Raw genomic sequence first — 13,891 nt, 5'->3', positions numbered from 1 at the left:
TCCAAGGTTTTAATTTGTTAAAGGGGCTGCTCCATGACTTTCAGAAAATCATCATTCTTTTCTTTAGGAATCATTGTTCTAACGCTTGGCATTTCCTTAACCATTCTTTCAAACTCCGGCACTTCTCCATATGACGCGCTTCTCGTTGGATCGTTTAGAACCATCGGCCTCACGGTAGGCTCGTGGGAGATTATTATTGCCCTGTTGATGATCTTCTTAAATGCAGCTGCTAGCCGGACCCGGCCTGAATACTTGGCTTTACTGACTGCCTCAATTACTGGTGCTGGCATCGATTTCTGGCTTTTCACTCTCGAAGGGTGGCTGAAACCCGTAACGTACTTCTCTCAATTTTCACTGCTCGCTTTGGGTATGGTGTTCATTGGTATCGGAACATCACTCTATTTACAAGCTGAATTTGCACCCATTCCTCTTGACCGGCTCATGCTCATCCTTCAAAAACAGGCCGGCTGGACGATCGCTGTCTCCCGGCTGGTCATCAGTGTTGTGATTCTCTCGCTCGCCTTTCTACTCCACGGACCCATCGGCATCGGAACGTTTTTAACCGCTTTCCTTAATGGAACCATACTCTCCTTTTTCATGCCCTATGCCATCAGACTGTATCAGACATAAATACCGCTTATTCTTGTTCAACTAACCAGATGCTTTAGTTCAAAAAAGAAAAGCTGCCAGTTGAAAATCTTCTCTTAATAATCCCATCACGCACAAATTGTAAGACTCAGACGATAGCTACGCTCTTTATTTAACTTATTCCCCTTAACATAGGTGAATGGATTGGAGTTCAAAAGTTAGTTAGAGAAAACCTTCTATCTCCATATTAAAAGAGTATCCATAATGCTTTTTTTAAATGCCTCATAATTAAAGTGAACAGCCACACTATGTATTTTATACTCTGGGTTTGTTGTAAAACGCAAGTCGGCAATGCTTTGACCAAATCCCTCCCCCCGATCTGGTATTACTTTTATAGGAATTTTTGTAAGGCTAACAAAATTAGGATTTAACAGATACCAAATGGTCATAAAATCATGCATCGGACTTCCTTTTATGCCTGGATTAGATTTAGAGTAAAAATTGTAGTAGTAGTCCAACATCGGTTTAATGATGAGTCCTGCGGGGTCCTTTGTGTTTTGGTGAAATCTGTGGATGGTTTGAACCATTTCGGGAGTAACAAGTGCATACTGAGTGACGTTTAATGGGATAAGCGTCAAATTTTTTGCATGTTGCAAGACGAGGTTCGCTGCATAAGGATCAGAGTAAAAATTGGCTTCAGCTACGGCCGTTACATTTCCAGGAACAAAGAAGGCTCCTCCCATGCAGATATATTCCTTAACGTTTCTCATCTTTTCTAAATTAAGAACAAATGCGGTTGCTAATGAAGAAAGTCTTCCAAGGTTGATGATTGATAGATCCTCAATATTTGCATCAATGATCTTGTAGATATCATTAAAAGGGAATACAGGATAAGGAATCTCGGGGGGAATGATTGGTCCTAATCCAACTTTGCCGTGTACTTCAGGAAAATACTGTACCGAAATACCCGTTAAAGGGACAGAAGCACCAAGAAATACAGGTACTTTTTCTTGTCCCATAATGAACTTTATATAATTAATATTCCTAATAACATCAACTCTGGATACATTACCATAGTCAGCTACGATACCCAATATTTGCACTTCTTCTTTGCGGAAGAAAGCATATATGAGAGCAAAAGCATCGTCTATTCCCAAATCCGTAAAAAGAAGAACCTTTTTGGGCATACACATTCCTCCATTTCTCTAAATGTATATGACACCAAAGATCACCCATATGCTCCGTGGATAAAAGTTTCCACAATAAATACCTTCAGGATTTCCTTCCTCTCTAAATAACTTTCCTTTTAGTTCAATTAGAAAAAAACCGTAAAAAGGCGTCGATTAATTTGGGAGCCCATTTTTATTAAGAACTCACATATGCATTAGCATTCACTTCGGATATTTCAAACAGGATTCCCTGGTTATCTAAACAATAAGCAAAGTAACCCATATTTGGAATAGCGGTTTTAGGTACAACCACTTGTCCGCCATTTTTCTGTAACCTTTTTTATGTATTCGTCGCCTGAAGATACTTCGATTGAATTCGTGATTCTGGTTGCCCCGTCAGGAAAAAAGCTTTTAAAGAAATGGTTTGTCCTTGCCCCTATGATCAATAAAAACACATAGTAGATTGCCGTCATAACAGCAAGTGCCATTTCAGTTTTTCCCCCTCCTAAATCTTAGTTATTTTATCTCTTCCAAAAAAGTTGCTTACTGCTGATATAGAGATTGAATGTTCCCTAAGTCCTGCAGCAGCAGGCCAATTTCCTCCTGGCTCAGTCTGATCGGCATTGCATCATAAAGGGTGATCACCTGGCCATCCAAATCACTTTGATGTTTTTGCAGATAACCGTAAAGTTTATTTAACTGGCTGACTGACAGTGTAGATTGTGTTGTAAGATGCTTCACTTGCTGAAGCGAAAACTCGTTCATTCCCTCATCAAATTCACCAGAGATAATGTTCCCGTTCATTTGCATGTATTCCACTCCCTTGCTTCATTTTTGTTAGTTTACCCTTTGTCATAAAATTTTCTCTTCTTTTTGTCACAGATGATGGCCTTTTCTCGTCTTGTTTGTAAAAGAGAAAGTGGTGATCTTATGAGAACATTTGAAACAGCGATCATTGGCGGAGGAATTGCAGGGTTAACGGCTGCTGTTTATTTAGCCAAAGACGGAATTTCAACCGTGGTCATTGAAAAAGGAAAACAACTGGGCGGCCGGGCGCAAACGGTCCAAAAAAATGGAGCCTATCTTAACCTTGGCGGGCATGCTCTCTATAAAGGTGGTGAGGCGGAAGCGATACTAAACGAGCTTGGGATTAAACCACCAGGAAGTGTGCCGGAAACGAAAGGGAGTGCCATCTGGAATCAATCTTTATATACGCTTCCGGGCAGCTTAAGCTCTCTGCTTTCCACCAGGCTTCTTTCTTGGCCAGGGAAAATGGAATTAGGAAAGCTTTTGGTCAAACTGAAAAAAATCAATGCTAAAACAATGGGAGATATGAGTTTGAGACAATGGGCAGAAGCTGAAATTAAAGATCCCATGGTCAGACACGTTTTTTACGCGTTATGCCGAACATCAACCTATTGCATTGGCCCGGATGAACAAAGAGCCGATGCGGTAATCCAGCAGGTATTGAGAGGCCTGAACGGTGTCGTTTATGTAGATGGCGGCTGGCAAACCATAATTGAAGCATTAAAAGAGATAGCGATAAAAGCAGGCGTAACAATCCTCACTCATCAATCCGCCTCTTCTGTCCTAAAGAACGATTCTTTTACCCTCTCATTGTCTAACGGTGAAACGATTAATGCGCATTCTGTACTATCTACTGCAAGCCCGGAGCAAACGTTCAGACTGATAGAAGGAGCTGAAAATACTTCTCTCTCAGCCTGGAGGGAAAGGGCAAAACCGGTGTTTGCTGCTTGTCTTGATGTCTCGCTGCACGCTCTTCCGAATCCGAACCAGCAGTTTGCGATTGGAGTGGATCAACACATTTTATTTTCCAATCATTCTAGAGCTGCCCGTTTAAGTGAAGACGGTTCAGTAGTCTGTCAGCTCATTAAATACTTGGGGACAGAACAGGTGAATAATGCAATAGAATGTAAACAGGAGCTGGAACATGTATTAGAGATGCTGCAGCCCGGCTGGAGAAAGGAACTGAAAGCCTATCAATTCCTTCCGCACATTGCCGTGATGCAAGATTCCTGTGCGATGAACCATCACCTTTCCTATGGTCCATCCGTCCCGGAAATTCCTGGATTTTATATTGCAGGAGATGGCGCTGGCCATGGCGAAATGCTCGTAGATGCGGCATTTGCAAGTGCAAAAAGAGCCGCATCAGCCATTGTTCAGGAAGCTTTGAACCGTGGAATTCAAAAGGAGGCATAACGTGAGTCCGATCGATACAGAAATGCTTTATACCACACATCGCCCACTTCTTTTTTCCTTGGCGTACCGAATGCTGGGCAGTGTACAGGACGCCGAGGACATCATCCAGGATACATTTATCGCATTAAATGGAACAGAGGCCGAGCACATTCAGAATATTAAAGCCTATCTATGCAAAATGGTAACCAACCGCTGTATCGATCGGCTGAAGTCTTCTCGAAAGAAAAGAGAACAGTATGTTGGAGAGTGGCTGCCTGAGCCGCTGCTTACAGAGAACACCCAAAGTGAAGATCCGGCCCATCAAATGTTTATGAAAGAATCAGTATCCATGGCTTACTTGCTTCTGCTTCAGCAGTTGTCAGAAACAGAGCGAGCGGTGTTTCTCCTTAAGGAAGTCTTACAGTACAATTATGAGGTTATTGCTGAAATGGTTGGCAAAAGCAGCACGAATTGCCGGCAGATCTTTCATCGGGCGAAGAAAAGCATCGGAAGTCCTTCTGAAGAAAAGAAAATAACGAAAAAAGGAGCGTCACTCACCGAACAGTTCTTTCGTGCACTCACTTCCGGAGATACCGATACATTGCTCAGCCTGTTGTCAGTTGACGCTACCCTGGTCACAGACGGAGGCGGAAAAATAAAAGCAGCTATCTTCCCGATCCTTGGAGCAGACCGCATTTCACGCTTTTACCAAGGCATTTTGCCAAAGCTTCCGAAAGACGTCAGCTATACCTTTACTACGGTAAACAGCGAACCTGGAATGATTTTAGCGGTTGGCGGGCGTGTCTATGCTGTCATGTCCCTTCATATTGAGAATAATAGAATTCAAAACATCTACTCGGTCATGAATCCCGATAAACTTACTCATATCTCTGCCTAAAAAAAAGACTGCTTTCTCACAAGAGAGCAATCTTTTTATCTTTGCTTATGAATCCCCCGTTCGAGCCACAGCTATGACCTGACCCATTCTGCAGGAGCATTTTGATTTTTGATGAGGACCTATAATGAGGTCCTCTTTTGTTGTCAGGATTACAATTTATGTTCATACTAACAAGGTATACTAGAACAACTTCCGAATCTGGAGAACACGTGGAGGATTTACTTGAATAAGAAACTGAAGCTTGTCCTTATCATTTTGTTAATCTTGCTTGTTGTCTATGCCGGCGGCTTTTTCATCTGGACGCAGAAGACCTTTAAACCAACGGCTCAATTGAACCAATTAGTGGACGTTAAAAATGAGGTCCAGCATAAAGACGGCCTGTATATTTTCAAACCGAAAAACAAGGAACCAAGGGATGGTGTGATTTTTTACCCTGGAGCTAAAGTAGAGCCAACCGCCTATTCCTACTGGGCGAAAAAGGTAGCTGATGCCGGGTATCTCGTTGTCATACCGGAAATGCCGCTGAACCTGGCTCTACTCGGCAAAAACAAAGCCGAAGAGGCGATGAAAGCTAATCCTGATATTAAGAAGTGGTATATTGCCGGCCATTCACTGGGCGGATCAGCAGCTTCCGCTTATGCCTTGAAACACCCAAATAAGATTAAAGGGTTGATCTTCCTTGGTTCCTATACAACGGAAGGTTCAAATTTATCGAATGCCCACTTCCCTCTTCTTTCTATCTATGGAGAACGAGACGGCTTGAGCACAAAAGCAAAGATCAACGGCAACAAATCGTTTAATCCGGCTGATACCACCTACTTTGAAATCAAAGGCGGGAATAATGCCCAGTTTGGCATGTACGGTCCTCAAGCCGGTGACAAAAAAGCACGTATCTCCAACAAGAAACAGCAGGATCAGGTGAGCAAAGAAATCCTATCCTGGCTCAATAAAGAAAACCAGCACTAGTCACAGTGCTGGTTTTTTCATGTGGTTATTGTACAGAACAAGATCCGCCTGTTGATTCGGCCTTACGGTTTTAAGATAATAATCTTCCGCCGGCCAATATCGATTTTGGAATTTCATAATGTTTTGCTGCGTTCTTTCACTTTCCCGCAGAAATCTTGTCTCTTTCGGGCAATCCAGATATACGAGATAATCTAAGAACGGTCTCCATTCTTCCCTTTGAAGAAATACGCCTTCGATGATGATGAGACAGGTTTCTGGAAGTTGAACTTCCTGAAGGCTGAGGGTATCGGAATCGTTATTATAAAATGAGACCTCAAGCGAGCTGCCGTTTTTTAGTCGGCTAAACATGCTTCGAGTAAGCTCTTTTACATCCCACTGAAGATGATAATACTCGGCCCACTCCTCCCGGCCGGTGTGATAGCGCTTTTCCCTTTCCACGATATGATTGTCAATATGAATCAAAAAGTGTGGAATTTCATTTTGAATGAGATGGTGTTGTAAATCTTTTGCCAAGGTGCTTTTTCCTGAGCGGCTTAGGCCATCGATTCCAAGGATGAAGCGCTGGCCTGTTTTTAGCTTTGGGATTTTTTTGATGATAGAAGATATATTTATCTGCATGCTTTTTACACTCTTTCACTATTACCTTTGTTATAAAAATTTTCAGCTGTAAAAATCGGCCACTCCCAAAAAGCTGCTCCTTGAGATAGGATATAACGATTAAGAAAGATCTCAAAGTTTGAATTTAACGGAATAAGCTCTAAAAAATCAAGAAGCATTAAATAATTTGGTTCTCATCTTTAAGTTTTTCAAGGTCAATCATTTGATCCAGCAATAGTCTCTTGTACAAATGGCTCCATAAACTCTCCGTAATCGTCTTCGATTCAACTCTAGGTGCCAGGCACCTGAATTACACACTTGTGTAATTGGGGTGCCTGGCACCATGTGTCACGCTAGGGTCACCTGCCATGAGACACCGAACTTGTCCGAGGTCCAGCCAAACTTCCTGCTAAATGGATAGGAGCCTAGCGGCATTAAGACTTGTCCGTCCTCTGACAATTTCTGAAAGACTCTATCAATCTCTTCTTCTGTATCACAGGTTACATACATAGAGATGGAAGGTGTAAAGGTAAATTCATGCTTCACACTGCTGTCGATACAGAGAAACCGCTGCCCGTTTAAGCTGAACTCCGCCTTCATCACTGAACCTTCTGCTCCTCCCTCATTTGCACCGTATCGAGTAATCTTTGTAATCTCTGAATCATCAAAGAGTGAAACATAAAAGTTCATCGCTTCCTCTGCTTGGCCTTCGAACATTAAAAAAGGTGTTACTTTGGACATTTCCACTCAACTCCCTGCATATTTAAATTAACGAACACTTTAATCCACAACCTGCATGCTTATGTATAATAGTAATAGATGACTTTCTACTAAGTTAAGTGAGGTGTAACGAATGAAGATAGATTTACGCTATCCGGTTGGGTTATTTGCACTAGACCAAAACATCACTGCAAAAAAGATTGAAGAATGGATACATGACATTGAGTCAGCGCCGAATCAGCTGAAAGAAGCAGTTAACGATCTTACAGAAGAACAATTGGATACTCCTTATCGTCCTGGAGGCTGGACTGTACGGCAGGTTGTCCACCACTTGCCTGATAGCCACCTTAACAGCTATACACGCTTTAAACTGGCGCTCACAGAAGAGAATCCAGTCATCAGGCCTTACATGGAAAATCAATGGGCCGAGCTTCCAGATTCTAAACTTCCGATTGCGGTTTCTATTCAATTGCTGGAAGCTCTCCATGAACGCTGGATTGTACTGCTTAAATCGCTAACCACTGCTGAACTTGAAAAGACCTTCACTCATCCCGATTCCGGAGTAGTAACACTAGCGCAGAACATCGGGTTGTATTCCTGGCACAGCCGTCATCATATCGCTCATATCACGTCGCTCCGCCAGCGGTCAGGCTGGTAAATAAAACAGCCAATGATTTATTCGTTGGCTTTTTCTTCTATACTACAGAACTCTCTCCTCTTTCTATTGTTTGTCAGTGGTAATTTCCGAAGTTCGATCATATGTGTTTTCCTCACTCTTTTACAATGCCAAAAACAAACCCATCGTAGCCTTTGCTTCCTACCGTCTGCATCGCTGTCGCTTCGATCCTCGGCTCATTGGCCAAAAGATCCATCAATACTCGTGAACCCTGAACACTGGAATCCTGACTGTTGCCATCCACTACTTTTCCATCACGCACTACGTTGTCTCCAATGATTACTGTACCTGGCTTAGAAAGCATCAGCGCCCACTTTAAGTAGTTAGGGTTGTTTGGCTTATCAGCATCAATAAAAATAAATTCAAAAGAAGAGAATCCTTTTTCCTTCAGCGTTGGCAAAGATTCAAGGGCAGGACCTACAAGCACTTCAATTTTGTGGTCCAGTCCTGCTTTCCTGATGTTCTCCCTCGCTACATCTGCATGCTTTTGGCTGTATTCCAAGGTAATGAGACGTCCGTCTTCCGGCAGCGCACGTGCCATCCAAATACTGCTGTAGCCGCCAAGCGTACCAATTTCAAGGATGTGTTTTGCTCCTTTTAACTTGGTCAGCAGATAAAGAAACTTCCCTTGACTGGGTGAGACATCTATTGACGGTAAACCAGCCTTACTGTTGGCTTTCAGAACATAATCCAAATCCGGATCAGCTCCATGAAGCTTTGAGCTGAAATAAGCATCGACATTACTCCACGTTTCCTCCATTGCGCTCTCTCCTTTTATCCCATTCTATATCTACAAATCTTTACTTTCGCTGTCATCCTTGCTTTTCCTTCTGCAGGAGCGATATGTTACCAGCCATTGCTGCGGAATCACTTTTCCATTAAAAAGAAGACTGCTTCATGCAGCCTTCTTAATTGTAATTCTTGGATTCTATCACTTTGACCAGCCGGATCAGCCAATAGAGGGCAATCCAGGGAAGAATATAGGCCGTTAAAAAGGGAACAAAATTATAAAAAGCAAAATGAGCATCTATCCCCATTCTCTGAAGAGAAAAATCACAATGACAAAACCTAAAATAACAAGAATTATGGTCTTAGCATTTCTGCTCACTGCCATGCATCCACTTCCTATTGCTTAATTGATTCTATTTCAATGATCAAAGATTGCGTTTCTCGCAGCCATTTATCAACTGCTTTTTTGGGGAAATACACCGTGCTCCCCACTTTAATAAATGGAAGCTCACTCTCAAGGTCATCTCCGCTATCTAGTTGAGGACCCAGTTTCTTAACTTCTTCTGCAGTTAACCCTAGATATTCCGCTAACTCCGACTGTGTTAATAGTTGCTTTTGAGCAGTTTCCCCGGTAGTTGTATGGATTGCTTTGGGGCTAAGTGCGTCAGATATAAACCAGCTTCCCGCTGTGATTCCTATGGCTAAACAAATAATAGAAAATGCAACTGAATGATTTTTCATGCCCGCCCATAACCTCCAACTTTAAAAACTTTATGCATCCTTTCATTTTAACTATACAATTTTTTGGAAAATTTTTCTATAAAAGTTGAGGATTAAGATCTTAAAAAGTTATTGATTACTTCTGTATAACGTTTCGTCTCTTCCACGCTCGGCGCATGCCCGGATTTCTCAAACTCCACGAAGGCTGCTTTCTGGATCAGACTGGCCACTTCTTTTCCATCCTTTGGAGGAATAAGAGTGATCTAGACGGGCTACGGTGGGCGGTTTTGGTCGTTACTTGCGGGTTTGACTGGTTTACTTGCGGCTTTGGCTCGTTTACTTGCGGTTCGACAGAGTTTACTTGCGATTTCACACCCGTTACTTGCGATTCGACAAGGATTACTTGCATATCACGTCATTTTCATAAAAGAACATACAATAAAGCACCGCTGGAATCAATCCAGCAGTGCCTCGCTATTAGCAACAATCATATTTCTATAGCATCAAAATTTCCCGAATATCTTCTTCAGTAAGGGACGAAGCCGGCTTCTCCCCAACGCCAATAATCTCTTCAATGAGATCTTTCTTTTTCTCTTGCAGTTCATTCATTTTTTCTTCGATTGTACCTTGGGTAACCAGTTTGATGACCTGGACGGCATTGGTCTGCCCCATCCGATGGGCACGGTCAGCTGCCTGGTCCTCGACAGCAGGGTTCCACCATATATCATACAGAATGACCGTATCAGCACCCGTCAAGTTAAGGCCTGTCCCTCCCGCTTTCAAGGAAATGAGAAATAGATCACGTTCACCTGAATTGAATCGATTGCATAGCTCCACCCGTTCCATGGAGGGAGTTTGTCCATCCAAATAGAAAAAAGGAAGGCCTTGGTTCGCTAATTCCCTTCCTATGAGCTCCAGCATTTTCGTAAATTGAGAGAAGATCAGCACCCTTCTTCCAGATAGCTTGGATTCCTCTACAATCTGCATGAGCTGCTTAAATTTCCCTGATGTCCCTTTGTAACTGTCTACGAATAAAGCGGGATGGCAGCAAATCTGCCGTAAACGCGTCAAACCAGCAAGAATTTTGATGCGATTTTTCCGAAGTGTATCTTTGTCCAGATGCTTTAATGTGTCGTGCCGCAGCTTCGCCAAATAGGCTGTATACAGTTTCTTCTGTTCAGGAAGCAATTCAACTGATTCCATGGACTCCGTTTTTTCAGGAAGTTCCATCAGGACATCCTCTTTTAACCGTCGCATCAAGAATGGAGAGATTCTTCGTGTAATGGTTTTCTTTGGAAGATTACTAAATTCCTTTAATCCGCGCAATAGCTCAGGAAAGACAACATGAAAGATCGACCACAGTTCTTCCAGCGAATTCTCCACTGGTGTACCTGTAAGCGCGAATCGATGATCAGCCTTGATCTTCTTCACAGCTCGTGCCGTTTGCGTCACAGGATTTTTAAAAGCCTGTGCCTCATCAAAAAATACCGTGTGAAAGGCTTGTTTCTCATACCACCCGATGTCCTTGCGCAACAAGGGATAAGAGGTGATGATAACATCATGAGCCAATGCTTCCTTAATGAATGCTAATCTCTCTGCTTTACCGCCATCAACCACAACAGATTGTATGTCTGGAGCGAATTTTTTCATTTCACTCAGCCAGTTGTACGTCAAAGAAGACGGGCAGACAATTAGGACCGGAGACTTCTTTTCACGAATATCCTGAAGCACCGATACGATGAATGTGATGCTTTGCAGCGTTTTTCCCAATCCCATATCATCAGCAAGGATCCCGCCAAATCCATACCTGGCAAGTGTTTTCATCCATTGGTACCCTTGTTTTTGATAATCTCGCAAGATCGGTTCCAAGTCTCCAGGGACCTCGAATGCCAAGCCGCCCGGATTTCGCAGGTTTTCCAAAAATTGAAGGAAAGATTTCTCCAAATCAAACGTACGATCCTCAGCAGTATCAAGCATTTGCATTCCCTGAATGAAGGGTAGATCGAGGCCTTGTTCCAGATCATGATTTGGAACAGGCAAGGCATACAGAAAACGTTGAATTTCTTCAAATTCCCTAGTTTCTAATGAAAGCAGCGAGCCGTTTCTCAAACGGTAATATTTTCTTTTCTCCTCTAGTGCTAAAAGAACATCTCGTATTTGTCCTTCAGGAATGCCATCGATATCAAATTTGAATTCCAGCCAATTGGTCCGTTCTTTTTTGAGCTTTACTCTAATCTGCGGCCGTGCATTCTCTCTGAAAATACGATTTCTCACAGAAGTGGTTGCATAGATTTGGGCGATCTTTTGGAGTTTAGGAACAACATGATATAAAAACTCATATTCCAGCTCTTCATTATGCAAAAAATATCCGCCATCTGTCTTGGCAAACGAGCTTTCTTCCATTAGCCTGAGTATCATTTCCTCTTTCTCCACATCTCTGATAAGTTTGGAGTTTTCCTGAAGATCACGCCTGACCAATGGATCAATGACGATATTTTCATAATGAAACTCCAGCCCGGCAAGGAGTCGATTCTTCACGCGATCCAAGTATAGTTTGGCTGTTAACGGTATCTTGGCAAATTGCTCGGTGATCGCACGAGATACGTGAACTTCCCCGAGGCGTTTCAAACCTGGAATGACTTTTTCTAAAAAAATCCCCATCTGCTTCTGAGAAATCGGTATGACATTCGTTCTTGATGCATCCAGCATTCGTTTCAGTTCTGAAAGGCGTGAGCAGTCATCACTTTTTAACTGAAACAGTTTTCCAACTGAAAGGACAGAGCGATAGGAATGTAACACGACCATCTGACTTAGTCCTTCAATCTTCAAATGATAGTTCTCCCCTTGCGACTCTCCAAAGTCAAACTGTAGAGACAGCGGTTCTTTCGATGTCCGAAACCTTCTATACGTGTTGCCATACTCCAGCTTTACAATTGGTGCTTTCTCAAGCAAAGGCAACAGCATGTCCCAAGAAGAAGGAGTGATAAATAAGGTGTTGTTATGAGTAACCTCGTTCGGCCGGTCTAACAGTTCATCGATATATATCTGTTCATCATGCATGGCTTTTATAAGCTGTTGAAGTACCGCATCGTTTTCCATTTGAAAGCAATGGAGGCTCGGATCAAATGTGAATGAAAGGGAAAGCGGGCTGATACTCCCTTCTTTCACACGTTGAAGAAAGTCCCGGATGTGCTGCACTTTAACCGGACCGATTTTCACCTCTAGGCCTAAAACGGTTTGTCCTTTGCTTACTTCCACGGGTTTGCAGGTAAACTCGACATCAAGCACTTGCCTTTTTTCAAAATGAAGCTGATGCCTGCTTGATCGCTTGTGCTGATCATTAAAAAGTGTCAGAAAATCTTCTGTCAGTTCTTGATTTTCCAGAGATACAGAAAGATGTCGACCGGAAATCAGAGGAACTGTCCCTTGTTGCTGGTGATGGTAAATCGCAAGTAAAACGGCTGCAACGTGCTGACAATCCTTTTGAAAAGAAGCCAGTGTCGGACAACTGCATTCAGACCGAAAGCCTCCGTTCATTTCCCGTTCAATGGTGACATGAAAATCCTGTGTTCCTGTAACTGCTGCTTTACAAGCATCCATACTGTAACTTTCAAAGTACACTTTATCCGCTCGATAAAAAGAGTCTCCTTTTTTGAAGGAGACCGTACCGCACTTTTCTTTGATGATGCTATGGTTGAGTTTGATGTTCAAATGTTTTGGCCCCTTCCTCAGGATGTTTCGACTCTGCTAGTTATATGATAGTAAAAATCCCGAAAATATGCGAGGTTTTATCAATCAATGACTCCACCTATACGGCTTTACTATGAGATGATAAAATGGTTTTTTGTGTGTATCATCAGCCTGTCCTTTGATACAATAAAAAAGAGCTAATCAATCTAGCTCCTCTCCTGCAACACTGCTATTCACCCATAGCTCAATAAAGATAACCTAATAAATCAAGATTCCCTTCACTCCAATTGGTCATGCCGACTTGCTTAATCATTAATTCATCAATTTGTTCAGTACCTATACCATTTGTAAATTGGGTTTCATGATTAATTTGCATCCATTTGCATTTATTTCTAACTGATTGATATCCATTTCTTAAATATAAGTCCATGTTATCTGCAAATAAGAGTATAAAATCAATATCGCGTCCCTGAGAAAACCTTTCAATTTCTAAAAGCAGCCTCGAACCAATACCCTGTGAGCGGGCGTTTTGCGAAACACACAAATCAATTACACCGAGTATTTTTAGTGGCTTTCCGTTTAAATTCATCACTCTGTAATCCAGTCCTACATGTCCTATGAGTTGACTTTCCTCGTTAAAAGCTAGAAATCTAAAATGCGGTAACTGCTTAAAGTAAATTCTATTCGTTGGATAGACATCTGGAAAACTGCCATTTAATAATTCTTGTATACGCACCGAAAGATCATTAGTAATATCATATTCAAATACTTTATCTATTTTCAAGTTACCTCTCCCATACCAATATTTTCGTAATAACAATTCTACAAATTGCGCCCTCATACCTTCTTCTCCTAAGCAGCCGGTTAATGATAGGTACTTCTCATCGTATATGGGGGAATCCGTCAACTCTTACGGCATATGGGCTAAAAACGACAGAA

14 protein-coding genes and 2 pseudogenes are annotated in these 13,891 nt (G+C 42.2%); 5 read left to right on the top strand and 11 right to left on the bottom strand.

Annotated elements, in window-relative coordinates; genetic code table 11:
• The first annotated feature begins 33 nt into the window (after nucleotides 1-33).
• Nucleotides 34-630 carry a YitT family protein gene (locus tag P4361_RS05745; RefSeq protein WP_328088573.1) on the top strand — a complete coding sequence of 199 codons (597 nt, stop codon included), beginning with the start codon at nucleotides 34-36 and terminating at the stop codon, nucleotides 628-630.
• A gap of 194 nt (nucleotides 631-824) precedes the next feature.
• On the opposite strand, the gene P4361_RS05740 is transcribed toward P4361_RS05745, so the two are convergent.
• The 3 genes and pseudogenes from P4361_RS05740 to P4361_RS05730 form a co-directional block, all read right to left on the bottom strand.
• Nucleotides 825-1,775 carry a nucleoside hydrolase gene (locus P4361_RS05740; protein ID WP_328088572.1) on the bottom strand — a complete coding sequence of 317 codons (951 nt, stop codon included), beginning with the start codon at nucleotides 1,773-1,775 and terminating at the stop codon, nucleotides 825-827.
• 178 nt (nucleotides 1,776-1,953) lie between these two features.
• Nucleotides 1,954-2,158 (bottom strand): annotated as a pseudogene (locus P4361_RS05735) (VOC family protein); the annotation flags it as partial.
• Between the two features lie 142 nt (nucleotides 2,159-2,300).
• A complete protein-coding gene (locus P4361_RS05730; RefSeq protein ID WP_265408102.1) occupies nucleotides 2,301-2,567 on the bottom strand; it encodes a hypothetical protein in 267 nt (88 codons plus the stop codon).
• Nucleotides 2,568-2,687: 120 nt separating this feature from the next.
• Between P4361_RS05730 and P4361_RS05725 the strand changes: the two genes are divergently transcribed.
• The 3 genes from P4361_RS05725 to P4361_RS05715 all read left to right on the top strand — a co-directional run bounded on the left by P4361_RS05725 (nucleotide 2,688) and on the right by P4361_RS05715 (nucleotide 5,820).
• Nucleotides 2,688-3,977 carry a phytoene desaturase family protein gene (locus P4361_RS05725; protein ID WP_328088571.1) on the top strand — a complete coding sequence of 430 codons (1,290 nt, stop codon included), beginning with the start codon at nucleotides 2,688-2,690 and terminating at the stop codon, nucleotides 3,975-3,977.
• A gap of 10 nt (nucleotides 3,978-3,987) precedes the next feature.
• The gene (locus tag P4361_RS05720) at nucleotides 3,988-4,854 is read left to right on the top strand and encodes an RNA polymerase sigma-70 factor (RefSeq protein WP_328088781.1); all 867 of its coding nucleotides are present in this window, start codon (nucleotides 3,988-3,990) and stop codon (nucleotides 4,852-4,854) included.
• A 222-nt stretch (nucleotides 4,855-5,076) separates the two neighbouring features.
• Nucleotides 5,077-5,820, top strand: a complete 744-nt coding sequence (locus P4361_RS05715; protein ID WP_328088570.1) for an alpha/beta fold hydrolase — start codon at nucleotides 5,077-5,079, stop codon at nucleotides 5,818-5,820.
• On the opposite strand, the gene P4361_RS05710 is transcribed toward P4361_RS05715, so the two are convergent.
• The 3 genes and pseudogenes from P4361_RS05710 to P4361_RS05705 form a co-directional block, all read right to left on the bottom strand.
• A complete protein-coding gene (locus P4361_RS05710) occupies nucleotides 5,821-6,432 on the bottom strand; it encodes a kinase (RefSeq protein ID WP_425590230.1) in 612 nt (203 codons plus the stop codon). It abuts the gene before it with no gap.
• A gap of 11 nt (nucleotides 6,433-6,443) precedes the next feature.
• Nucleotides 6,444-6,611 (bottom strand): annotated as a pseudogene (locus P4361_RS23200) (SMI1/KNR4 family protein); the annotation flags it as partial.
• Nucleotides 6,612-6,765: 154 nt separating this feature from the next.
• Nucleotides 6,766-7,158, bottom strand: a complete 393-nt coding sequence (locus P4361_RS05705) for a VOC family protein (protein ID WP_091008916.1) — start codon at nucleotides 7,156-7,158, stop codon at nucleotides 6,766-6,768.
• A 112-nt stretch (nucleotides 7,159-7,270) separates the two neighbouring features.
• Between P4361_RS05705 and P4361_RS05700 the strand changes: the two genes are divergently transcribed.
• Entirely contained in the window at nucleotides 7,271-7,795 is a 525-nt protein-coding gene (locus P4361_RS05700; RefSeq protein ID WP_328088568.1) for a YfiT family bacillithiol transferase, read from the top strand.
• 112 nt (nucleotides 7,796-7,907) lie between these two features.
• Here the strand turns inward: P4361_RS05700 and P4361_RS05695 are convergent, their stop codons facing one another.
• The 5 genes from P4361_RS05695 to P4361_RS05680 form a co-directional block, all read right to left on the bottom strand.
• Nucleotides 7,908-8,573 (bottom strand): O-methyltransferase, encoded by a 666-nt coding sequence (locus P4361_RS05695; protein WP_328088567.1) that lies wholly within the window; start codon nucleotides 8,571-8,573, stop codon nucleotides 7,908-7,910.
• 365 nt (nucleotides 8,574-8,938) lie between these two features.
• The gene (locus P4361_RS05690) at nucleotides 8,939-9,283 is read right to left on the bottom strand and encodes a helix-turn-helix domain-containing protein (RefSeq protein WP_062239339.1); all 345 of its coding nucleotides are present in this window, start codon (nucleotides 9,281-9,283) and stop codon (nucleotides 8,939-8,941) included.
• A gap of 92 nt (nucleotides 9,284-9,375) precedes the next feature.
• Complete coding sequence (locus P4361_RS23195; protein WP_425590226.1) at nucleotides 9,376-9,492, bottom strand: alpha/beta fold hydrolase; 117 nt, start codon at nucleotides 9,490-9,492, stop codon at nucleotides 9,376-9,378.
• 265 nt (nucleotides 9,493-9,757) lie between these two features.
• Nucleotides 9,758-12,973, bottom strand: a complete 3,216-nt coding sequence (locus P4361_RS05685) for an SNF2 helicase associated domain-containing protein (protein WP_328088566.1) — start codon at nucleotides 12,971-12,973, stop codon at nucleotides 9,758-9,760.
• A 223-nt stretch (nucleotides 12,974-13,196) separates the two neighbouring features.
• A complete protein-coding gene (locus P4361_RS05680; protein WP_328088565.1) occupies nucleotides 13,197-13,793 on the bottom strand; it encodes a GNAT family N-acetyltransferase in 597 nt (198 codons plus the stop codon).
• Between the last annotated feature and the right edge of the window lie 98 nt (nucleotides 13,794-13,891).

The organism is Fictibacillus sp. B-59209, assembly GCF_036216745.1.
GTDB lineage: Bacteria > Bacillota > Bacilli > Bacillales > Fictibacillaceae > Fictibacillus_C > Fictibacillus_C marinisediminis.
This window is presented reverse-complemented; position numbering and strand designations above follow the sequence as displayed.